This is a genomic window from Streptomyces sp. NPDC090045, assembly GCF_044747975.1.
Taxonomy (GTDB): domain Bacteria; phylum Actinomycetota; class Actinomycetes; order Streptomycetales; family Streptomycetaceae; genus Streptomyces.
The window spans coordinates 434,764-454,649 of record NZ_JBIVFA010000005.1; the positions used below are offsets into that span (position 1 = coordinate 434,764).

Here is a 19,886-nt window from a genome sequence, read left to right on the forward strand (position 1 = left end):
CCACCACCCGCCGCGGTCGTAGGCTCGTGCCATGACTGACGCAGCAGCGGCCCTGGAGCCGGGACGGCAGATTCAGACCCTCGACGAGCTGACGGAGGAACAGGCCGGCGCCGTACTCGACCTGATCGAGGACGCGGCGCGTACCGACGGCACCACCGCCGTGTCCGAGCAGGGACGGCTCCAGCTGCGCGGCGGGCCGCGCGAGGGGATCCGGCACTTCCTGCTCACCGAGGGCGGACGGCTCGCCGCATACGGACAACTGGAGGACACCGACCCGGTGGAGGCCCCCGCCGCCGAGCTCGTCGTGCACCCGGCCCTGCGCGGGCGCGGACACGGCCGGGCCATGGGCATGGCCCTGCTGGCCGCCTCCGGGAAGCGGCTGCGGGTATGGGCCCACGGCGGCAAGTCGGCCGCCCGGCACCTCGCGCAGGTGCTCGGCCTGACCCTCTTCCGCGAGCTGCGCCAGCTGCGCCGGCCCCTGGCCGACGCCGACCCGCTGCCGGAGCCCGTGCTCCCGCCCGGCGTGACCGTACGGACCTTCGTGCCCGGCACCGACGACGAGGCCTGGCTCGCGGTGAACGCGGCCGCCTTCGCCCACCACCCCGAACAGGGCTCGCTGACCCGGCGGGACCTCAACGACCGGATCGCGCAGCCGTGGTTCGACGCCAAGGGCTTCTTCCTCGCGGAGCGCGACGGGGAGCTCGTCGGCTTCCACTGGACGAAGGTCCACGCGGCGGAGCAGCTGGGCGAGGTCTACGTGCTCGGCGTCCGCCCGGGCGCCCAGGGCGGCGGCCTCGGCAAGGCCCTCACCGCGGTCGGCCTGCGCCACCTGGCGGCCCAGGGCCTGCCGACGGCCATGCTCTACGTCGACGCCGACAACCCGGCCGCCCTCGCCGTCTACGAGGGCCTCGGCTTCAGCACCCACGAGGTAGACCTGATGTACCGCACAGAAAGCTGACCCCCGGACTCCGCCCTATCCAGCCCGGCCGCACCAATCCAGCCCCTCCGGCGTTTGAGGAGCGGGGTCCGGGGCGGAGCCCCGATCTTTGAGCCCAGCCGGCGCTTGAGGCGCGGGGGTCCGGGCGCGGAGCCCGGCGGGGGCCCGGGGCGGGGCCCGGCGCGCCGGGAGCGCACGCCCCACCCCCGCCACCCCCGCCGGGAGGCGACTCGTGCGCCAGCCGGACCCGGGAAGCCACACGCCATTCACCGGGCATTAAGACGCGCTTGCGACTCTCCCCCAATGCAGCCCCGACTCCGACTGACGGCCGACACTTCCGACGCGCCTGTCCTGCCGCGTGCGCGGAAGAATGGAGTCATGAGCCACAAGCCCAGCGCAGGCCCCACCGAGGTCCCCGCCCAGCACCCGTCTCACACGTCCGCCGCAGGCCCGGCGTCCGGTACCGCCGCCGCCAAGGCAACCGGCCCCGTCAACGCAGTGACCGGGGCCCACGCCCGCATAGGCTCCATCTCCGCGCACCGCCCGCACGTCGACCTCGAGCCCGATATCGACGCCGACCTGGACGCGTACGACGACAAGGACGGCGGCGAGCTGCCCCCGGGCCGCTTCCTCGACCGGGAGCGCAGCTGGCTCGCCTTCAACGAGCGCGTCCTGGAGCTCGCCGAGGACCCCACCACGCCCCTCCTGGAGCGCGCCAACTTCCTGGCGATCTTCGCGAGCAACCTGGACGAGTTCTTCATGGTCCGCGTGGCCGGCCTCAAACGGCGCATCGCGACCGGTGTCGCCACCCGTTCGGCCTCGGGCCTGCAGCCCCGTGAAGTGCTGGACCTCATCTGGACGCGCTCGCGCGAGCTCATGGCCCGCCACGCCGCCTGCTTCCAGCAGGACATCTCCCCGGCCCTGGCCGAGGAGGGCATCCACCTCATCCGCTGGCCCGACCTCACCGAGAAGGAGCAGGCGCGCCTCTTCACGCTGTTCCGGAACCAGATCTTCCCGGTGCTGACCCCGCTGGCCGTGGACCCCGCGCACCCGTTCCCGTACATCTCCGGCCTCTCCCTCAACCTGGCCGTCGTCGTACGCAACCCGGTCAGCGGCCACCGCCACTTCGCCCGGGTCAAGGTCCCGCCGCTCCTCTCCCGCTTCCTGGAGGCCTCCCCGCAGCGCTACGTCCCGCTGGAGGACGTCATCGCCGCGCACCTGGAGGAGCTGTTCCCCGGCATGGAGGTGCTCGCGCACCACATGTTCCGCGTGACCCGCAACGAGGACCTGGAGGTGGAGGAGGACGACGCCGAGAACCTGCTCCAGGCCCTGGAGAAGGAGCTCATGCGGCGCCGCTTCGGCCCGCCCGTGCGCCTGGAGGTCGAGGAGTCCATCGACCCCGGCGTCCTGGACCTCCTCGTGCAGGAGCTGAACGTCAACGCCTCCGAGGTGTACCCGCTGCCCGGGCCCCTCGACCTGACCTCCCTCTTCGGCATCGCCTCCCTGGACCGGCCCGAGCTGAAGTACCCGAAGTTCGTCGCCGGCACCCACCGGGACCTCGCCGAGGTCGAGTCCGCGTCCGCGCCCGACATCTTCGCCGCCCTGCGCGAGCGGGACGTCCTGCTGCACCACCCGTACGACTCCTTCTCCACCTCGGTGCAGGCCTTCCTGGAGCAGGCCGCCGCCGACCCGGACGTCCTCGCGATCAAGCAGACGCTCTACCGCACTTCCGGCGACTCCCCGATCGTGGACGCCCTGATCGACGCCGCCGACTCCGGCAAGCAGGTGCTCGTACTCGTCGAGATCAAGGCCCGCTTCGACGAGCAGGCCAACATCAAGTGGGCGCGCAAGCTGGAGGAGTCCGGCTGCCACGTCGTCTACGGGCTCGTCGGCCTCAAGACCCACTGCAAGCTGTCCCTCGTCGTCCGCCAGGAGGGCGACCAGCTGCGCCGCTACTCGCACGTGGGCACCGGCAACTACCACCCCAAGACGGCCCGGCTCTACGAGGACCTCGGCCTGCTCACCGCCGACCCGCAGGTCGGCGCGGACCTCTCCGACCTCTTCAACCGGCTGTCCGGCTACTCGCGCCGAGAGACCTACCGCCGGCTGATGGTGGCGCCCCGCTCGCTGCGCGACGGACTGATCGCGCGCATCGACAAGGAGACCGCCCACCACAAGGCCGGCCGCCCCGCCTACGTGCGCCTCAAGATGAACTCGATCGTCGACGAGGCCCTCATCGACTCGCTCTACCGGGCCTCCCAGGCGGGAGTGCCCGTCGACATCTGGGTGCGCGGCATCTGCGCCGTGCGCCCCGGAGTCCCCGGGCTCTCGGAGAACATCCGGGTCCGCTCGATCCTCGGCCGCTTCCTGGAACACTCCCGGGTCTTCGCCTTCGGCAACGGCGGCGAGCCCGAGGTGTGGATCGGCAGCGCCGACATGATGCACCGCAACCTCGACCGCCGTATCGAGGCACTGGTCAGGGTCGCCGACCCGGCCCACCGCGCGGCACTGGACCGGATGCTGGAAACCGGGATGTCCGACGCCACCTCCTCCTGGCACCTGGGCCCGGACGGCGAGTGGACCCGGCACAGCACGGACGCGGAAGGCCAGCCGCTGCGGCACGTACAGGAGACGCTCATAGACGCCCGGAGGCGCCGGCGTGGCTCAGCCAAACCATGACCCGATTACGGCCACGGCGGACGCGGGTGACGTGCTCGGCACGTACCTGCGTTCCCAGGCCACCGCTTTCCTGCGCGGGCTGCGCCTGCACGAGGAGAGCGGGGCCGACGCCGCCGAAGGGAGCGACGCGGCGCGCAGCCTGCGGGGGGCCGCGCGCCGGATCAGCGGATCCCTGGCCACCTTCCGGGTGGTGACCGAGTCCTCCTGGGCCGACGGGCTGCGCACCGAGCTGGTGTGGCTGTCCTCGACGCTGGCCGACGAGCACGCCTACGCCGCCCGGCTGGCCCGGCTGATGGACGCCCTGCACCGGCTGTCCGGCTCCCCCGAACTCCCGGCGCCGCGCGGCACGGCCGGGGCCCTCACGGTGGGCTCGGCGCGGGCCGGCGCGCTGCTGGAGCGCCAGCTCACCCTGGCCCGTACGCGCGCCCACTCGGCCACGCTGCAGGCGCTCGGCTCCTCCCGCTTCCACGCGGTGGCGGACGCGGTGGCCGTGCTGGCCTCGGAGGTCCCGCTGGACTCCGTAGCGGCCCGGGGGCGGGTCGGGGACGTCCTCGTCCCCCTGGCAGAGGTGGCCGAAAACCGACTGTCCGCGGCGGTCGCGGCGCTGCCGCCGTGCCGCGGCTCGGAAGCCGCGCCGAGCCCGTACAACGCGGACCACGACGGGCTCTGGCACGAGGTGCGCCGCCTCCTGCGGGTCCACCGGTACGCCCGGGAGGCGCTCGGCGAGGACGTGAGCCGGCCGGCGGCCGCGGGCGAGGCCCTGGACCGCCACCGCGACGCGGCGGAGGCGGCGGCCGCCTCCGCGACGGCGGCCCGCACCCCCCGCATCGCCCCGGCGACGGCGTACGCACTCGGCGTCCTGCACGCCGACCAGCGCCACGAGGTGGAGGCGGCCCGGCTCGAATTCGAGCACGTGTGGCTGCGGGAGCCCGCGGTCACACCGCGATAACGGGCGGATAACGGATGATGACGAGCACGTACGAACGGACGGGAACGCACCGGGTCGTCCGCCACGGTTCACCATCCGTTCACTCGGGCCGGTCGGCTGCTTCACCTGTTCTGCCTAATTTCGGTGATGCACGGAGCGAGTCGCCGGAAACCGAGCAGCTCAGCCGAGCAAACCGACGTAGTCCTCTTCGCACGCCGCCCCGATACAGAAAGCGGCCGGCGGCTTCTGGAAGGAACACCCGAAAGTGAAGCTTCAGCGCAAGAACATGCTTCGTGCCTCCGCCCTCGGGGCGCTTGTCGTGTCCGGCGCCCTGGTCCTCACGGCGTGCGGCTCGGACGACAACACGAAGACCGCCGACGGATCGGCGAAGCCCTCCGCGGCCGCCGCGGGCGACATCAAGTGCGACGACGCCAAGGGCAAGCTCCTGGCCTCGGGCTCTTCCGCGCAGAAGAACGCGGTCGAGCTGTGGATCAAGAACTACATGGCCGCCTGCTCCGGCGTCGAGGTGAACTACAAGTCCTCCTCCTCCGGTGAGGGCATCGTCGCCTTCAACCAGGGCACCGTCGGTTTCGCCGGCTCCGACTCGGCGCTGAAGCCGGAGCAGGTCGAGGAGTCGAAGAAGATCTGCACCGGTGGCCAGGGCATCAACCTGCCGATGGTCGGCGGCCCCGTCGCCCTCGGCTTCAACGTCGCCGGCGTGGAGAAGCTGAACCTCGACGCCGCCACGGTCGCCAACATCTTCAACGACAAGATCAAGAAGTGGGACGACGAGGCGATCAAGAAGCTGAACCCCGGCGTCGCGCTTCCCCCCACCGCCATCCAGGCCTTCCACCGCTCCGACGACTCGGGCACCACCGAGAACGTCACCAAGTACCTGAAGGCCACCGCCCCCGACGCCTGGCCGCACGAGGCCGCGAAGAAGTGGGCCGCCCCGGGTGGCCAGGCCGCCTCCGGCTCCGCCGGTGTCGCCGCGCAGGTCAAGCAGGTCGACGGCGCGATCGGCTACTTCGAGCTCTCCTTCGCCAGCGCCCAGGGCATCAAGACCGTCGACCTGAACACGGGCGCCGCCGCCCCGGTCAAGGCCTCCGGTGAGAACGCCTCCAAGGCCATCGCCGCCGCCAAGATCGCCGGCACCGGCTCCGACCTGGCCCTGAAGCTCGACTACACCACCAAGGCCGAGGGCGCCTACCCGCTGGTCCTGGTCACGTACGAGGTCGTCTGCGACAAGGGCAACAAGGCCGAGACGCTCCCGACCGTCAAGTCCTTCCTGAACTACGCCGCCTCGGACGCCGGCCAGAAGATCCTCCTCGAGAACGGCTACGCGCCGATCCCTGCCGAGATCAACACGAAGGTCCGCGAAGCCATCAACTCGCTGGGCTAAATCCCGACCCCCGCGGTGTCGGCCGCCCCCGTCCGGGCAGCCGACACCCGGGGACCCTTCCCCTTCACCCGGGGGAAATCCGGTGCACCGCCGCCAGGGGCCTGTCCCCACTCAGACCGGAAAGATCATGGCTTCCACCACACCCACCCAGATAGACACGGCTCCGCCTGTCGCCAAGAGCGGAAGGTCCACCGGCCGCGCCGGTGACAAGATCTTCGCCGGGCTCTCCAAGGGATCCGGCATCCTGCTCCTGGTGATCATGGCGTCGATCGCCGCCTTCCTCACCTACCGCGCCTCGATCGCACTGTCGAAGAACGAGGGGAACTTCCTCACCACCTTCGACTGGAACGCGTCGGCCAACCCGCCCGTCTTCGGCATCGCCGTCCTGCTCTTCGGCACCGTCGTCAGCTCGATCATCGCGATGGCCATCGCGGTTCCGATCGCTGTCGGCATCGCCCTGTTCATCTCGCACTACGCGCCGCGCAAGCTGGCCGCGCCCCTCGCGTACGTGGTCGACCTGCTGGCCGCCGTGCCGTCGATCATCTACGGCATCTGGGGCGCCCTCTTCCTCGTACCGCAGCTGAACGGCCTGAACCTCTGGCTCGACGAGTACCTGGGCTGGACCTACGTCTTCGAGAAGACCCAGATCGGCGTCGCCCGCTCGCTCTTCACCGTCGGCATCCTGCTCGCGATCATGATCCTGCCGATCGTGACCAGCGTCAGCCGCGAGGTCTTCCTCCAGGTCCCGCGCATGAACGAGGAGGCCGCCCTGGCCCTCGGCGCGACCCGCTGGGAGGTCATCCGGATGTCGGTGCTGCCCTTCGGCCGCTCCGGCGTCATCTCCGCCTCGATGCTCGGCCTCGGCCGCGCACTCGGCGAGACCATGGCCGTCGCGACCGTCCTCTCCCCGAGCTTCCTGATCTCGTTCCACGTCCTGAACCCGGGCGGCGGCACCTTCGCGCAGAACATCGCCGCGAAGTTCGACGAGGCCAACGAGTTCGGCCGGGATGCGCTGATCGCCTCGGGTCTGGTCCTCTTCCTGCTCACCCTGCTGGTCAACGGTGCAGCTCGCCTGATCATCGCTCGCCGCAAGGACTTCTCGGGGGCGAACGCCTGATGAGCCACGCACTCCAGGACCAGCGGCCCTCCCGGGCCCCCAAGTCCGCCGCCCCCGCCAGCCTCACCCGAGGCGGCCTGCCCCGCTGGGCCCCGGCCGGCATCGCGGCCCTCTCGCTCGCCCTCGGCTGCGGCATCGGCCTCGCCCTGAGCCTCCACAGCAAGATCCAGTGGGGACTGCTCGCGGCCCTCCTGTTCGTCGTCATCACGTACACCGCGAGCGCGATCGTCGAGAACCGGCGTCAGGCCAAGGACCGCGTCGCGACCTCCATGGTGTGGGTCTGCTTCGTCCTCGCGGTCGTCCCGCTGCTCTCGCTGATGTGGACGACGATCAGCCGCGGCCTCGAGCTGCTGACCGGCAACTTCCTCACGCACTCCATGAACGGCGTGACCAGCTTCGACGAGGGCGGCGGCGTCTACCACGCGCTGCTCGGCACCATCGAGCAGGTCGCCCTGGCCACCCTGATCGCGGCGCCGATCGGCCTCCTGACCGCCGTCTACCTGGTCGAGTACGGCCGGGGCTCCCTCGCCAAGGCCGTCACCTTCTTCGTCGACGTCATGACCGGCATCCCCTCCATCGTCGCGGGTCTGTTCATCCTGACGACCTGGAACCTGATGCTCGGCTTCGGCCCCTCCGGCTTCGCCGGCGCCATGGCCCTGTCGATCCTGATGATGCCCGTCGTGGTCCGCTCCACCGAGGAGATGCTCAAGCTCGTCCCGAACGAGCTGCGCGAGGCCGCCCTCGCCCTCGGTGTGCCGAAGTGGCGCGTGATCCTCAAGGTCGTGCTCCCCACCGCGATCGGCGGCATCGCCACCGGCGTCATGCTGGCCGTGGCCCGCATCGCCGGTGAGACCGCGCCGATCATGCTGCTGGTCTTCGGTACCCAGCTGATCAACGCCAACCCCTTCGAAGGCGCCCAGTCCTCGCTCCCCCTCTACATTTGGGAGCAGTACAAGGTCGGCAGTGAAGCCTCCTACGACCGGGCGTGGGCCGCAGCCCTCGTACTGATCGCCTTCGTCATGATCCTCAATCTGGTGGCCCGCGGCATCGCCCGCTGGAAGGCCCCGAAGACCGGTCGCTGACGCGACTGTATGAAAGCGAAGTGACCCCTCATGGCGAAGCGAATCGACGTCAGCGGACTGTCCGCCTTCTACGGCGCCCACAAGGCCATCGATGACATCTCGATGACCGTGGAGCCCCGCTCCGTGACCGCCTTCATCGGCCCCTCCGGCTGCGGCAAGTCCACCTTCCTGCGCACCCTCAACCGCATGCACGAGGTCACCCCCGGCGGCCGCGTCGAGGGCAAGGTGCTCCTGGACGACGAGAACCTGTACGGCGCCGGCGTGGACCCGGTCGCGGTCCGCCGCACCGTCGGCATGGTCTTCCAGCGCCCGAACCCCTTCCCCACCATGTCGATCTTCGACAACGTGGCGGCGGGCCTGCGGCTGAACGGCAACTTCAAGAAGTCCGAGCTCGCGGACATCGTGGAGCGGTCCCTCAAGGGCGCCAACCTCTGGAACGAGGTCAAGGACCGCCTGAACAAGCCCGGCTCGGGCCTCTCCGGCGGCCAGCAGCAGCGTCTGTGCATCGCCCGCGCCATCGCGGTCGAGCCCCAGGTCCTCCTGATGGACGAGCCCTGCTCGGCCCTCGACCCGATCTCCACCCTCGCCATCGAGGACCTGATCGGCGAGCTCAAGGAGCGCTTCACGATCGTCATCGTGACGCACAACATGCAGCAGGCGGCCCGCGTCTCGGACCGCACCGCCTTCTTCAACCTCTCGGCGGTCGGCCAGCCCGGCAAGCTCGTCGAGATCGACGACACGGACCGGATCTTCTCGAACCCGTCCGTGCAGGCCACCGAGGACTACATCTCGGGCCGCTTCGGCTAAACCGGGATGTGTACGCGTCCTGCGGTGCTGCATGGCGGTGCCACCGCAAGGCGAAAGAAAGAAAAAGGGCCGGCTCCCCCTGGGTGGGGGGAGCCGGCCCGCTTTCGTTCCCGCGTCCTACACGAAGGCGAGGTTCACGATCCAGAAGCAGACCGCGGCGACCAGAGCCGCGGCCGGCATGGTGATGAACCAGCCCAGGACGATGTTCTTGGCGACGCCCCAGCGGACCGCGTTCACGCGCTTGGTCGCACCCACGCCCATGATCGCCGAGGTGATGACGTGGGTGGTGGAGATCGGCGCGTGGAAGAGGTACGCCGAGCCGAACATGATCGAGGCGCCCGTGGTCTCGGCCGCGAAGCCCTGCGGCGGGTCCAGCTCGATGATCTTGCGGCCGAGCGTGCGCATGATGCGCCAGCCGCCCGCGTACGTACCCAGCGACAGCATCACGGCGCACGCGACCTTGACCCACACCGGAATCGGGTCGTCGGCGCTCTGCACGTCGGCGATGACCAGCGCCATCACGACGATGCCCATCGTCTTCTGCGCGTCCTGGAGACCGTGGCCCAGCGCCATGGCGGCCGCGGACGCGGTCTGCGCGATGCGGAACCCGTGCTTGGCCTTGTGCGGGTTGGACCGGCGGAACATCCACAGGATGACCACCATCACCAGGTAACCGGCGACCAGACCGACGATCGGCGAGGCGAACATCGGGATGACGACCTTGTCGATCACCCCGCTCCAGATGACTCCCGTGCCACCGGCCAGCGCCGCGCCCACCATGCCGCCGAACAGCGCGTGCGAGGAGGACGAGGGCAGGCCGAAGTACCAGGTGATCAGGTTCCAGACGATCGCGCCGACGAGCGCCGCGAAGAGGATCCACATGCCCTGGGCGCCGTGGGGCGTCTCGATCAGGCCCTCGCTGACCGTCTTGGCGACCCCGCTGCCCAGGAAGGCACCGGCGAGGTTCATCACGGCGGCCATCGCCAGCGCCGCGCGCGGGGTCAGCGCCCGCGTCGAGACGGAGGTCGCGATCGCGTTCGCCGAGTCGTGGAAACCGTTCGTATAGGTAAAGCCGAGCGCGACACCGATGGTCACGACCAGGGCGAAGGTGTCCACGAGGTTCAGGACTCCTTGACCGCGATGGTCTCCACCGTGTTCGCAACGTGCTCGAACGCGTCGGCCGCCTCTTCGAGCACGTCGACGATCTGCTTGAGCTTCAGCACCTCGATGGCGTCGTACTTGCCGTTGAAGAGCTGTGCGAGCAGCTTGCGGTGGATCTGGTCGGCCTGGTTCTCCAGCCGGTTGACCTCGATCCAGTACTCGGTGAGGTTGTCCATCGTCCGCAGGTGCGGCATGGCCTCGGCGGTCAGCTCGGCCGCGCGGGCCAGGACCTCGATCTGCTGCTCGACACCCTTGGGGAGCTCTTCCACGTTGTAGAGGACGACGAGGTCGACGGCCTCCTCCATGAAGTCCATGATGTCGTCGAGCGACGAAGCGAGGTTGTAGATGTCCTCGCGGTCGAACGGCGTGATGAAGGAGGAGTTCAGCTGGTGGAAGATCGCGTGGGTCGCGTCGTCCCCCGCGTGTTCCGCTGCCCGCATCCGCTCCGCGATCTCGACCCGGGCGGAGGAGTCCGCTCCGAGCAGTTCCATCAGGAGCTTGGAGCCCGTGACGATGTTGTCCGCGGATGCGGCGAACATGTCGTAGAAGCTCGTCTCCCTGGGGGTCAGACGAAATCGCACGTTGAGGTCCTCGGGGTGCATCGGATTCGGTCAGGCTGATGCTAGGCGCATCCCCCGGCCACGGCTAACCGGCCGTTCCCCAGTGTCCTCCATCAGGCAGAGTGAGGACCACGGACCCCTGCCCCTTGGGCAGCGGCCCAGTATCCTATACCCATGAGGGGTATGCATCCCTCATTCCGGACCACGGGAGGACGCATGACGACCATCGAGGCGGAAGGCTCCGCGGAGGGCTCCGGGACCGTCCACGGCTACCACCACCAGAAGGACGAGCACCTCAAGCGACTGCGCCGGATCGAGGGTCAGATCCGCGGCCTGCAGCGGCTCGTCGACGAGGACGTCTACTGCATCGACATACTCACCCAGGTCTCGGCGAGCACGAAGGCCCTCCAGTCCTTCGCGCTCCAGCTGCTGGAGGAACACCTGCGGCACTGCGTGGCCGACGCGGCGGTCAAGGGCGGCACCGAGATCGACGCCAAGGTCGAAGAAGCCACCAAGGCCATCGCCCGCCTCCTGCGCACGTAGCGGGGTCCGGAGGCGGCGCCCCCGGGGCGGCTCCCGGCGGCAGCCGGGGGAGACACGGCGGTCAGCCCGACCAGATGCCCATCAGCACCTCGTCGATCCGGTCCTGGCTGAGCCGCTCCTCCACCGCCGCCGACGCCGCGATGATCAGCTCACCGCACAGTTCGATCTCGGCGAGAGCCACGTGGTCCTGCACCGTCGTACCGCCTGCGGGAGTCACGCGTGTCACCTCAATCTGCCGTCTACGGTCATCGACGCTCGGGCCCGGCTTCTCAGCGTAGGGACGCCATGGCCCGGGGCACATGACACGGATGGACCATTTCCGGATACCGGCCCATGGCCCGATCGCGCCGCTCACCCTCCGCCCGCCCCACTACTCGGCGATCTTCCCGGCGTAAATGTCCCCGCTTGCCGGCAATACGACGGTCACCGGCGTCCCGAACCCGTACAGGAGCGTGGTCGACGAGACATCGATCACGCCATTGTTGACGTACGTGAAACGGTGCCGGACCTTCCGCAGGCGCCCCTGCTCGTCCAGGTAGACGTCGAAGGGCACGGTGTCCTTGCTGAACCCTTTCGCCGCGGCCTCCAGCGCACCCCGCACTTCGGCCGACGCCCTGCCCGCGGCCCGCCCGATGTCGGTGGTCCCCCGGTAGTGCCGCACCTTGGTGCCCGCCACCTCGGTCTCCCCCACGTACGTCACCTCCTGCGCGCCCCGCAGCAGCTCGGCCGCGACCAGCGGATCGGTGGCCCCGCCCGTGACCAGGTTCCCGTCGGCGAGGGTCGTCGTGTCGACCCGGACCCACTTGTCGGCGGGGACGCCGGCGCCGCGGTTCTTCATGTAGAGCGCGCCCGGCACCAGGAGCTCGGTGATGGGCCGGTGCTCGTCCTCGCCCTTCACATCGGCCGGGAGCATCACCAGGAGCTGCCCCATCCGGTTCTTGAAGTCGACCCCGCCCTCACCGCGGATCGTGACCCGGGTCCCGCCCGTGGCCATCTCCATGGCCGTACGGGCCCGGGCGCTGCCCGCCTTCGTCAGCGTGTCGGCGGCACCGCGGACCACCACCGCCGCGTCCGCCCGGGGCCGCCCGTCGCCGTCGCCGCCGCCCGCGCACCCGCTCATCGCCGTGACCGCCAGGGTGACGCCGGCAGCGAGCACAGCCTCACCCGCACGTCCGGGCCGCCGCCTGTGCTGGTGAACCACCATCGCCTGCCAACCCCCAACGCATGACCGCTGCTTGCCCGAGGCCCCCACCCGCTCCGCTTAACGAGGTCCGGGGTTTCCCGTCACGGGGTCGCACCCTCCCCGGCGGCGGTCCGCCCCGGGTACCGTGGGAGCGTGGAACCGCACACCGACGCGACCCTGGTCCCTCCGCTTGCCTCCGAGCCGCTCCCGCGGCCGACGTCACAGCCGCAGCCGCCGACCGGCCACACCACCTCCACCGCCGAACGCGGAGCGTTCTCCCTGGCGGTCTGCACCTGCGGCTGGTCGGGCCCGGCCCGCCGCTCCCGCGACCTGGCCCGCAGGGACGCCGCCCGGCACCCGGCGGGCTGACGCAACGGCTCCGGGCGAGAGGCCAGGGGCCCGGGTCTCGGAGGGGAGCCAACGGCCGCGGGCTGAAGGGAATCCCTAGCCCGTTCGGACGGCCCGGCTGGCCGGGGCGGGGCGCAGCGGATGCCCTTGAGTCATGCCAGGATCCGCAGCCCGCCTCACGGCCCTCTTCTGGTCCCTCCTCTGGGCCCTGCTCATCGCGTTCGCCCCGGCCGCCGCGGCCTGGACCGGACCCGTGGGCTCGGCGGACAGCCCGGCCGACGTGGCCCTGGCCATCGGGCTCACCTCCGCCGCGGCAGCGGTCACCGGATGGTGGCTGCGCTCCCGGTACCGCCGCGACGGCGGCACCGACGGCGGCGAACCATGACCCCCCGGCCCCGCCGGTCGGCGGTCCGGGTGTGCTTCGGGGCTGCGGGGCTGTGCCTGCTGGTGGCCGCGCTGCTGGCCGTATGGGATGCGTACGCGCGGACCTGATTCCGCATCGGCCTCAGGCGGCGAGGTCGTTCTCGTGCGTCCGCTGGCCCGCGGGCGGGGTCTGGGCCTGCGTCGCGAGCCCGACCGGCCGGGGCAGCGCCCGGCTCTTGGCCAGGACGAGCCGCCCGACGCGCCGGGAGCCGGCCACCGCCCGCACCACCGGGGTCAGCAGCGCCATGGCGAGCGGCGCGAGCACGAGCACCACGGCGGTGCCGAGCGCGAGGCCGCCGATCACGTCGGTCGGGTAGTGGACGCCCATGTAGACGCGGCAGAAGCCTTCGGCGAGGGCCAGTCCGATCCCCAGGAACCCGATCTTCCGGTTCGCCAGGAACAGGCCCACGCCCAGGGCCATCGCGAGGGTGGTGTGGTCACTGACGAAGGAGAACTCGGTGTTCCCGATCCCCGCGCCGAAGCCGGGATCGATGACCTGCAGGCCCTCGTGCTGCCGGAACGGCCTTTGCCGCCCGACGAATTCGCGCAGCGGTACGTTCACGAGGAGGGCCAGCGCGGCGGCCAGCGGGGCCCACACCAGCGCGGCGAAGGACTCGACGGCCGTGGTCTCGTCCTGCCGGCGCGCACCGTGCCAGCACCACAACACCAGGAGCACCAGGGCCAGCAGGATCCCGTACTCACCGGCCAGGCTCACGACCCGGTCCAGCCACGCCGGAGCATGCCGGGCCGCTCCGTTGACCTCGTACAGCAGGCTGACATCCACGTTCGGCCCACCTGTTGTGAGTCCAGCCATGGTGATGCGGCCCCTTGCCCTTGCCGTGGTTCCTGTGAGGACGCACGCCTGTGTGCGCCCCTTCGCCCCCCACTTGATCAACCCCCGCGCTCATGGAACGCCCGTTCTGGCGCCTACGTTCCACTCTCCACCGAATGATCACTCCAACGTTATCGAAGAGAGACTCGTCGTCGCAGCTCAGGGCCTTGGCCTCACGGAGCGTTGCTACGGCGCCCGACCTGCCGCGGAACGGTCGGGAAGAGCCTCCGCACCATCCTTGGTCACGCGCGTCGCACCGAAGTAGTCCGGGGTGTCGATCTTGTCGAAGCGGATCACGGCGCCGGTGTACGGGGCGTTGATCATGTATCCGCCGCCCACGTAGAGCCCGACGTGCCGGATCTCCCGCGAATTCGTCAGATCGTCGGAGAAGAAGACCAGATCACCGGGCAGCAGTTGGTCGCGCGGAGGATGGGACCCGGCGTTGTACTGGTCGTTGGCCACGCGCGGCAGCTGGATCCCCACCGTCTCGTACGCGGCCTTGGTCAGCCCGGAGCAGTCGAAGCGCCCACCCTGGTCGGGCGTGCCGTTGCCACCCCACAGATACGGCGTGCCGAGCTGCTTCTGCGCGAAGTAGATGGCCCCGGCGGCCTGTTGCGACGGAGCCACCCGCCCGACGGGCCGCGCGAAGCTCTTCTCCAGGGCCCGGATGGACTTCACATACCCCTGCGTCTCGCTGATCGGCGGCACACCCCCGGCCTTGATCACACGGTAGGGGCCGGCGTTGTAGGCGGCGAGCATATTGTCGGACCGATCGCCCGGCACCTGGGCGACGTCCTTGGCGAGTTGGCAGTCGTACGTGGCCGCCGAGGGGATGGCGTCCTTGGGGTCCCAGATGTCACGGTCGCCGTCACCGTCACCGTCGATGCCGTACGTGGCCCAGGTGCCCGGGATGAACTGGGCGATGCCACGCGCGTCGGCGTGACTGACCACGTCGGGCTTCCAGCCGCTCTCCGTGTAGAGCTGTGCCGCCAGCAACGCCGGGTTGAGGGCGGGGCAAAGGTTTCCCCACTTCTCCACCAGCGGCTGATAGATCGCCGGAACCGACCCCTTGACCAGTCCGACGGTACCCTGCCTGCCGCTGTTCACCATCCCCGCCGCCGCCGCGTACGTACCGACGACCAGCAGGGCGATGAAGGTCAGGCACGCACCGATCCCGAGCCCGCTTGCCATCCAGAACTTGCGCACTCGTCAACACTGCCTCATGGAACGTCCCCTGACAGTGGATTCGCCGGCCAGACCCGGCACTATTTCACCGGAAAGCCGGTGCAATAGATGCTGCTGTACTCCTTGACGCCCCGGACCCGGTAGACCAGCACGGTCCAGTCACCGGGATCGTTGGCGAGCGGGATGGCCGGAAACCTCTTCGCGGTCCCCTCGTTGTCCACGAGCTGCGTGGCGAAGTCGTCCGGGTAAGTGAGCTCCACCTCGCCGCCGGTGGCCGGGTCCTTGAGGTCGACGGGCTTGCTGGCGTAGCCGATGCCGTGGTTGTAGTCGCGGACGAACTCGAACGGGCGCTGCGTGGTCACGTCGATCTCGTGCGGGGGCTTGACCCCGACGGAGACGGTGTAGGGGCCCGTCTCCGTGTTGTACGGCTTCAGGAACACGTGCACCTTGACCTTGCCCGTGACCGTCTGCGCCTTCGGGTCGTCGGCGTCGACCGCGGAACCCACGATGAAGTCCGCCCGCTCCTCCGCGGGCAGGTTGCAGCCCCCACCGTTCGGACCGGCGCTGGTCCACAGGTCCCTCGACACCTTGTTCGGCTCGATGTGGTCGGGCACCGCACCCGACCCGCTGCCGCCGCCCTGGGAAGAGGGGGCGGGGCTCGAAGCCAGCCGGCCGGAACCGGACGGCGCGGCCGCCCCGCCGGGCGTCGCCGCGCCGCTAGGCGCGCCCCCGGCCCGCCGGCCTCCTCCGTCCCCCTCGCCGTCCTCGTCCTGCAGGAACAGGTACCCGCCCGTGACGAGGCCGCCCGCCACCAGACCGCCGACGGCCGCCAGCGCCCAGCGCGGCGGACGCCACGGGCCGGCGCCCCGGCCCTCGCCCGGGCCCTGGTTCTGGCCCTGGCCTTGGTTCTGGTTCTGTCCGGCGGGGACGTACGTCGGCACGTAGCCCGAGCCGGCCGGCAGTCCCGGACCGATCGTCGACGGCAGCCCCGGCACCTGCGCGGCCCCGCCCGCGGTCGCCGTCAGCGCCGCGTACACCGGGTCGTCGACCAGGGCCGAGTCCACCGCGCAGCGCCGGATGATCTCGGCCAGCGCGGGCCGGTCCCCCGGCTCCGCCACCACACAGGCCCTGATGAGCGCGGCCAGGTCCGGCTCCACCCCGTCGACGTCGATCTCGCCGTGCACCGCACGGAAGTTGACCGCGGTCGGCTCCCCCGTCCCGTACGGCGCCCGGCCCGTCGCCGCGTAGGCGATCGTGGCACCCAGCGCGAAGACGTCCGCGGCGTCGGCCGCCTCGCCCCGCAGCAGCACCTCGGGAGCCGTGTAGCCGGGGGTGCCCGGGGCGGTGCCGGCCTGCGTCAGAGCCGTCTCGGCCACGCCCTTGGCGATGCCGAAGTCGATGAGCTGCGGCCCCTGGACGCCCAGGATGACGTTCTGCGGCTTGAGGTCCCGGTGCGTGACCCCGTACCCGTGCACGCTCGCCAGGCCCTCCGCCAGCGCGGCGAACAGCCTGCGGCACGCGGCGGCGGGCAGGGCACCGTACGCGCGCACCGCGTGGCTCAGGGTGGGCCCGGCCACGTACTCGGTGGCGAGCCAGTAGGGCGGCGCCGCCAGCGACGCGTCGATCAGGTTCGCTGTGTAGGCGGAGCGCACCGCGCGGACCGTCTCGGCCTCCCGGCGGAACCGCGCGAGGGCCTCCGGATGCCCGGTGATCTCTTCCTTGATCACCTTGATGGCGACCAGCCGGCCGCCCGGCGACCGCCCGAGGTAGACCTGCCCCATGCCACCGGCGCCGAGCCGGGCCAGCAGTACCTGCGCCCCGATGTGCGCGGGATCCGTGTCTCTCAGGGCCTCCATGCACCCGAGCCTGCCACACTCATGCCCCGCCCCTGACAAGGGGGTTGGCTTGCCCGGCAGCCGTCCGGACGCTCGTCGGATGAGCTGACCGGGGCGGTGCCGCGGGGTGCCCCGGGACGGTGCCCGAGGTGCTACCGCGGTGCGACGAAAAGACTCTGCGCGCTGCGCCCGATGGGCCCCTTCTCGTCGTGCAACAGCGCGTCCGCGAGCCCGATCCCGGCCGCGTCCACACTCGTACGGGCCTCCACACACGCCCACTCGCCCACCGGATGGCGGTGGAGATGGACCGTCAGGTCGCCGTTGATGAAGACGTAGCGCCCGAAGTCCATCACCGAGCTGATGCCGTTGCCCGAGTCGGCGGCGATCAGCACCCGGTCCAGCGGCCTGGTCTCCTCCCCGGCCACGAGCGGCACCTTCATCCGCATCCAGCAGGTGCCCGGCCCCAGCTCGACGAACGCGCCCTCGGTGAACCGGGTCTCCATGGCCGAGTGGTAGCCCGTCTCCCACGGCACCGGGAAGAACGGCGTCACGTCCACCTCCCCGGGCGGCGGCAGCTGCGGCCCCGGCACCACGGCCGGCACCGCCTCCTCCGCGACCCGGATCCGCAGGGCCCGCGCCAGCATCACGGGCGCGGCGCCCGCCGGGGCGAGCGTGGCCTCGACCACCTCGGTGCTGCGCCCGGCCCGGAGCACGCTGGTGGTGATCTCCAGCGCGCCGATCGGCACCGGGCGCAGGATCTCGTACGTGATCCGGGCGATCCGCATGTCCGTACGCGCACCCGGCCGCTCCTCGACGGCCCGCCCGAGCAGCGCGGCCGGCGGCCCGGCGTGCTGCGAGCCCGGATCCCACGGCCCGCGCGTGTACTCGGTGGCGGTGAACCGCCCTGCATCAAGTCGTTCGAAGAACCCCTCGGCAGCGCCCATACCAAGCACGCTACCGACAGGTAACCGACTCCACAACGGTCTTCAGGCGACCGTCAACGCCGGTCAACGCCGGTCAACGACGGTCAACGGGCGAACCCCAGCCCCACCCCCAGCCCCACCAGCACCGACCCGATGGCCCGGTTCAGCGTCTTCTGCGCCTTCAGCATCCGGTCGCGCAGCCGCGAGTCGGAGAAGAACAGCGCCACAGCCCCGAACCAGCCGAGGTGCGCCGCCGACATGAACAGCCCGTAGCCCGCCTGCTGCCACACCGGGGTGCCCGGGTTCACCACCTGCGTGAAGGTCGACACCACGAACAGCGTCGTCTTCGGATTGAGCACATTGGTCAGGAACCCCGACCGCATCGCCCCCAACGGGCTCAGCTGCGGCTTCGACTCCAGGTCCACGGACACCTCGGTCCGCGCCCGGAAGGTCCGTATCCCGATCCACACCAGATAGGCCGCACCCGCCAGCTTGATCGCGGTGAACAGCGCGGTGGAGCTGGCGATCAGCAGGCCGACCCCGAGCATCGTGTACGAGACGTGGACCAGGACGCCGGCCGCGACCCCGGCGGCGGCGAACAGCCCGGTGGGCCGCCCGTAGAGGTAGCTGTTGCGGACCACCATGGCGAAATCGGCGCCGGGACTGATCACGGCGAGAAGAGTAATAACGGCGACTGCGATCACTTCGGTCATAGGCCGATGCTCACGCCCACCCCTCCCGGGATCAACCCCGTTCTCGGTGACAATGGACAGGTGTCGAACCGCCTCCCTCTCCCCCTCCCCCTCCTGGAAGCCGACTGCGCGAACTGCTTCGCGCTGTGCTGCGTGGCCCTGCCCTTCGCCAAGTCCAGCGACTTCGCCGTGAACAAGCCCGCCGGCACCCCCTGCAAGAACCTCCGGCAGGACTTCCGCTGCGGCATCCACACGCGGCTGCGGGACACGGGCTTCCAGGGGTGCACGGTCTTCGACTGCTTCGGCGCGGGCCAGCAGGTCTCCCAGGTCACCTTCGGCGGCCGCGACTGGCGGGCGCACCCGGAAACCCGGAGCGAGATGTTCGAGGTCTTCCCCGTGATGCGGCAGCTGCACGAGCTGCTCTTCTACGTCGCCGAGGCCCTGACCCTCCCGGACGCCGCCCCGCTCCACGCGGAACTGCGCCGCATGCTCGCGCAGACCGAACAGTGGACCCGCGCCGACGCCCAGGCCCTCACGGCCCTGGACATCACGCCCCTCCGCCAGGAGATCAACACCCTCCTGCTCGAAACCAGCGAGCTCGTACGGGCCAAGGTGCCGGGCCGCAAGAAGAACCACCACGGCGCCGACCTGATGGGAGCCCGCCTCGCCGGGGCCGACCTGCGCGGCGCGAACCTCCGCGGCGCCTACCTGATCGCCGCCGACCTCCGCCGCGCCGACCTCCGCACGGCCGACCTGATCGGCGCCGACCTCCGCGACACCAACCTCCGCGGCGCGGACCTCCGAGACACCGTCTTCCTCACCCAACCCCAACTCAACGCCGCCCAAGGCGACCCCACCACCCAACTCCCCCCCACCCTCACCCGCCCCACCCACTGGACCTAAACCCAGCCCCACGTCCAGCCCAGCCAAATCCAGCCCCGCCGAAGCTCAAGACGCGAGGCCTGGGGGCGGAGCCCGCCACATCCAGCCCCACCACCGCTCAAGAGTCGGGGGTCCGGGGCGGAGCCCAGCCAAATCCAGCCCCGCCGGCGTTTGAGGCGCGGGGTCCGGGGCGGAGCCCCGATCTTTGAGCCGCGGGCACCACCCACCCCACGCCACACCCAGCCCCGCCACGGCTCAAGACGCAGCACCCCCGGCAGCAACCCGAACCGCCCCAGCCCAGCCCACCGCACGCCACTGACAACACCGCCGGCGACGGATGGACGAAGATCACACGAATATCGGCGAG

At 70.7% G+C, this 19,886-nt stretch carries 20 protein-coding genes; 11 read left to right on the forward strand and 9 right to left on the reverse strand.

What is annotated here, in order from left to right; genetic code table 11:
• The first annotated feature begins 31 nt into the window (after positions 1-31).
• The 7 genes from mshD (at position 32) to pstB (ending at position 8,952) form a co-directional block, all read left to right on the forward strand.
• Positions 32-958: a mycothiol synthase gene (gene mshD, locus ACIPYQ_RS17440; protein ID WP_361753159.1), complete on the forward strand. Its 927-nt coding sequence runs from the start codon at positions 32-34 to the stop codon at positions 956-958.
• 357 nt (positions 959-1,315) lie between these two features.
• Positions 1,316-3,616, forward strand: a complete 2,301-nt coding sequence (locus ACIPYQ_RS17445; RefSeq protein WP_401251774.1) for an RNA degradosome polyphosphate kinase — start codon at positions 1,316-1,318, stop codon at positions 3,614-3,616.
• Positions 3,597-4,565: a CHAD domain-containing protein gene (locus ACIPYQ_RS17450; RefSeq protein WP_401251777.1), complete on the forward strand. Its 969-nt coding sequence runs from the start codon at positions 3,597-3,599 to the stop codon at positions 4,563-4,565. Before ACIPYQ_RS17445 ends, ACIPYQ_RS17450 begins: the two co-directional genes overlap by 20 nt.
• Positions 4,566-4,809: 244 nt before the next feature.
• On the forward strand, positions 4,810-5,946 hold the full coding sequence (gene pstS, locus ACIPYQ_RS17455; RefSeq protein WP_401251780.1) for a phosphate ABC transporter substrate-binding protein PstS: 1,137 nt from the start codon (positions 4,810-4,812) through the stop codon (positions 5,944-5,946).
• A gap of 127 nt (positions 5,947-6,073) precedes the next feature.
• A complete protein-coding gene (pstC, locus tag ACIPYQ_RS17460; RefSeq protein WP_393750816.1) occupies positions 6,074-7,063 on the forward strand; it encodes a phosphate ABC transporter permease subunit PstC in 990 nt (329 codons plus the stop codon).
• Positions 7,063-8,145 (forward strand): phosphate ABC transporter permease PstA, encoded by a 1,083-nt coding sequence (gene pstA, locus ACIPYQ_RS17465; protein WP_401251783.1) that lies wholly within the window; start codon positions 7,063-7,065, stop codon positions 8,143-8,145. Before pstC ends, pstA begins: the two co-directional genes overlap by 1 nt.
• Before the next feature lie 30 nt (positions 8,146-8,175).
• Positions 8,176-8,952: a phosphate ABC transporter ATP-binding protein PstB gene (gene pstB / locus ACIPYQ_RS17470; RefSeq protein WP_361769254.1), complete on the forward strand. Its 777-nt coding sequence runs from the start codon at positions 8,176-8,178 to the stop codon at positions 8,950-8,952.
• Between the two features lie 117 nt (positions 8,953-9,069).
• On the opposite strand, the gene ACIPYQ_RS17475 is transcribed toward pstB, so the two are convergent.
• A complete protein-coding gene (locus tag ACIPYQ_RS17475) occupies positions 9,070-10,068 on the reverse strand; it encodes an anion permease (protein WP_401251786.1) in 999 nt (332 codons plus the stop codon).
• A gap of 5 nt (positions 10,069-10,073) precedes the next feature.
• Complete coding sequence (locus tag ACIPYQ_RS17480) at positions 10,074-10,694, reverse strand: DUF47 domain-containing protein (RefSeq protein WP_033225924.1); 621 nt, start codon at positions 10,692-10,694, stop codon at positions 10,074-10,076.
• A 195-nt stretch (positions 10,695-10,889) separates the two neighbouring features.
• Here ACIPYQ_RS17480 and ACIPYQ_RS17485 point away from each other — a divergent pair, with 195 nt between their 5' ends.
• Positions 10,890-11,216, forward strand: coding sequence for a metal-sensitive transcriptional regulator (locus tag ACIPYQ_RS17485; protein ID WP_030387239.1), 327 nt, complete (start codon positions 10,890-10,892; stop codon positions 11,214-11,216).
• Positions 11,217-11,277: 61 nt separating this feature from the next.
• On the opposite strand, the gene ACIPYQ_RS17490 is transcribed toward ACIPYQ_RS17485, so the two are convergent.
• Together ACIPYQ_RS17490 and ACIPYQ_RS17495 are read right to left on the reverse strand one after the other, a co-directional pair.
• Positions 11,278-11,433 carry a hypothetical protein gene (locus ACIPYQ_RS17490; protein WP_327419582.1) on the reverse strand — a complete coding sequence of 52 codons (156 nt, stop codon included), beginning with the start codon at positions 11,431-11,433 and terminating at the stop codon, positions 11,278-11,280.
• A gap of 153 nt (positions 11,434-11,586) precedes the next feature.
• Positions 11,587-12,420: a hypothetical protein gene (locus ACIPYQ_RS17495; protein ID WP_401251789.1), complete on the reverse strand. Its 834-nt coding sequence runs from the start codon at positions 12,418-12,420 to the stop codon at positions 11,587-11,589.
• A 132-nt stretch (positions 12,421-12,552) separates the two neighbouring features.
• Here ACIPYQ_RS17495 and ACIPYQ_RS17500 point away from each other — a divergent pair, with 132 nt between their 5' ends.
• Complete coding sequence (locus ACIPYQ_RS17500; RefSeq protein ID WP_401251792.1) at positions 12,553-12,768, forward strand: hypothetical protein; 216 nt, start codon at positions 12,553-12,555, stop codon at positions 12,766-12,768.
• Positions 12,769-12,901: 133 nt separating this feature from the next.
• Positions 12,902-13,132, forward strand: coding sequence for a hypothetical protein (locus tag ACIPYQ_RS17505; RefSeq protein WP_401251794.1), 231 nt, complete (start codon positions 12,902-12,904; stop codon positions 13,130-13,132).
• A gap of 120 nt (positions 13,133-13,252) precedes the next feature.
• Here ACIPYQ_RS17505 and ACIPYQ_RS17510 read toward each other — a convergent pair whose 3' ends face one another.
• The 5 genes from ACIPYQ_RS17510 to ACIPYQ_RS17530 all read right to left on the reverse strand — a co-directional run bounded on the left by ACIPYQ_RS17510 (position 13,253) and on the right by ACIPYQ_RS17530 (position 18,658).
• Positions 13,253-13,984, reverse strand: a complete 732-nt coding sequence (locus ACIPYQ_RS17510; RefSeq protein WP_361769244.1) for a phosphatase PAP2 family protein — start codon at positions 13,982-13,984, stop codon at positions 13,253-13,255.
• Between the two features lie 204 nt (positions 13,985-14,188).
• Positions 14,189-15,208: an NlpC/P60 family protein gene (locus ACIPYQ_RS17515; protein WP_401251797.1), complete on the reverse strand. Its 1,020-nt coding sequence runs from the start codon at positions 15,206-15,208 to the stop codon at positions 14,189-14,191.
• A gap of 59 nt (positions 15,209-15,267) precedes the next feature.
• A complete protein-coding gene (locus ACIPYQ_RS17520) occupies positions 15,268-17,043 on the reverse strand; it encodes a serine/threonine-protein kinase (RefSeq protein ID WP_401251800.1) in 1,776 nt (591 codons plus the stop codon).
• Between the two features lie 131 nt (positions 17,044-17,174).
• On the reverse strand, positions 17,175-17,966 hold the full coding sequence (locus tag ACIPYQ_RS17525; RefSeq protein WP_401251803.1) for a thioesterase family protein: 792 nt from the start codon (positions 17,964-17,966) through the stop codon (positions 17,175-17,177).
• Positions 17,967-18,049: 83 nt separating this feature from the next.
• Positions 18,050-18,658 (reverse strand): LysE family translocator, encoded by a 609-nt coding sequence (locus ACIPYQ_RS17530; RefSeq protein ID WP_401251806.1) that lies wholly within the window; start codon positions 18,656-18,658, stop codon positions 18,050-18,052.
• 60 nt (positions 18,659-18,718) lie between these two features.
• Here ACIPYQ_RS17530 and ACIPYQ_RS17535 point away from each other — a divergent pair, with 60 nt between their 5' ends.
• Complete coding sequence (locus ACIPYQ_RS17535) at positions 18,719-19,540, forward strand: pentapeptide repeat-containing protein (protein WP_401251809.1); 822 nt, start codon at positions 18,719-18,721, stop codon at positions 19,538-19,540.
• Positions 19,541-19,886: the final 346 nt, after the last annotated feature.

What these genes read in the sequence shown, in the direction of transcription:
- ACIPYQ_RS17525 (WP_401251803.1), bottom strand. Translation starts at nt 17,966, where the DNA reads ATGGGCGCTGCCGAGGGGTTCTTCGAACGACTTGATGCAGGGCGGTTC.
- pstB (WP_361769254.1), top strand. Translation starts at nt 8,176, where the DNA reads ATGGCGAAGCGAATCGACGTCAGCGGACTGTCCGCCTTCTACGGCGCC.
- ACIPYQ_RS17495 (WP_401251789.1), bottom strand. Translation starts at nt 12,420, where the DNA reads ATGGTGGTTCACCAGCACAGGCGGCGGCCCGGACGTGCGGGTGAGGCT.
- ACIPYQ_RS17520 (WP_401251800.1), bottom strand. Translation starts at nt 17,043, where the DNA reads ATGGAGGCCCTGAGAGACACGGATCCCGCGCACATCGGGGCGCAGGTA.
- ACIPYQ_RS17510 (WP_361769244.1), bottom strand. Translation starts at nt 13,984, where the DNA reads ATGGCTGGACTCACAACAGGTGGGCCGAACGTGGATGTCAGCCTGCTG.
- ACIPYQ_RS17485 (WP_030387239.1), top strand. Translation starts at nt 10,890, where the DNA reads ATGACGACCATCGAGGCGGAAGGCTCCGCGGAGGGCTCCGGGACCGTC.
- ACIPYQ_RS17445 (WP_401251774.1), top strand. Translation starts at nt 1,316, where the DNA reads ATGAGCCACAAGCCCAGCGCAGGCCCCACCGAGGTCCCCGCCCAGCAC.
- mshD (WP_361753159.1), top strand. Translation starts at nt 32, where the DNA reads ATGACTGACGCAGCAGCGGCCCTGGAGCCGGGACGGCAGATTCAGACC.
- pstC (WP_393750816.1), top strand. Translation starts at nt 6,074, where the DNA reads ATGGCTTCCACCACACCCACCCAGATAGACACGGCTCCGCCTGTCGCC.
- ACIPYQ_RS17505 (WP_401251794.1), top strand. Translation starts at nt 12,902, where the DNA reads ATGCCAGGATCCGCAGCCCGCCTCACGGCCCTCTTCTGGTCCCTCCTC.
- pstA (WP_401251783.1), top strand. Translation starts at nt 7,063, where the DNA reads ATGAGCCACGCACTCCAGGACCAGCGGCCCTCCCGGGCCCCCAAGTCC.
- ACIPYQ_RS17530 (WP_401251806.1), bottom strand. Translation starts at nt 18,658, where the DNA reads ATGACCGAAGTGATCGCAGTCGCCGTTATTACTCTTCTCGCCGTGATC.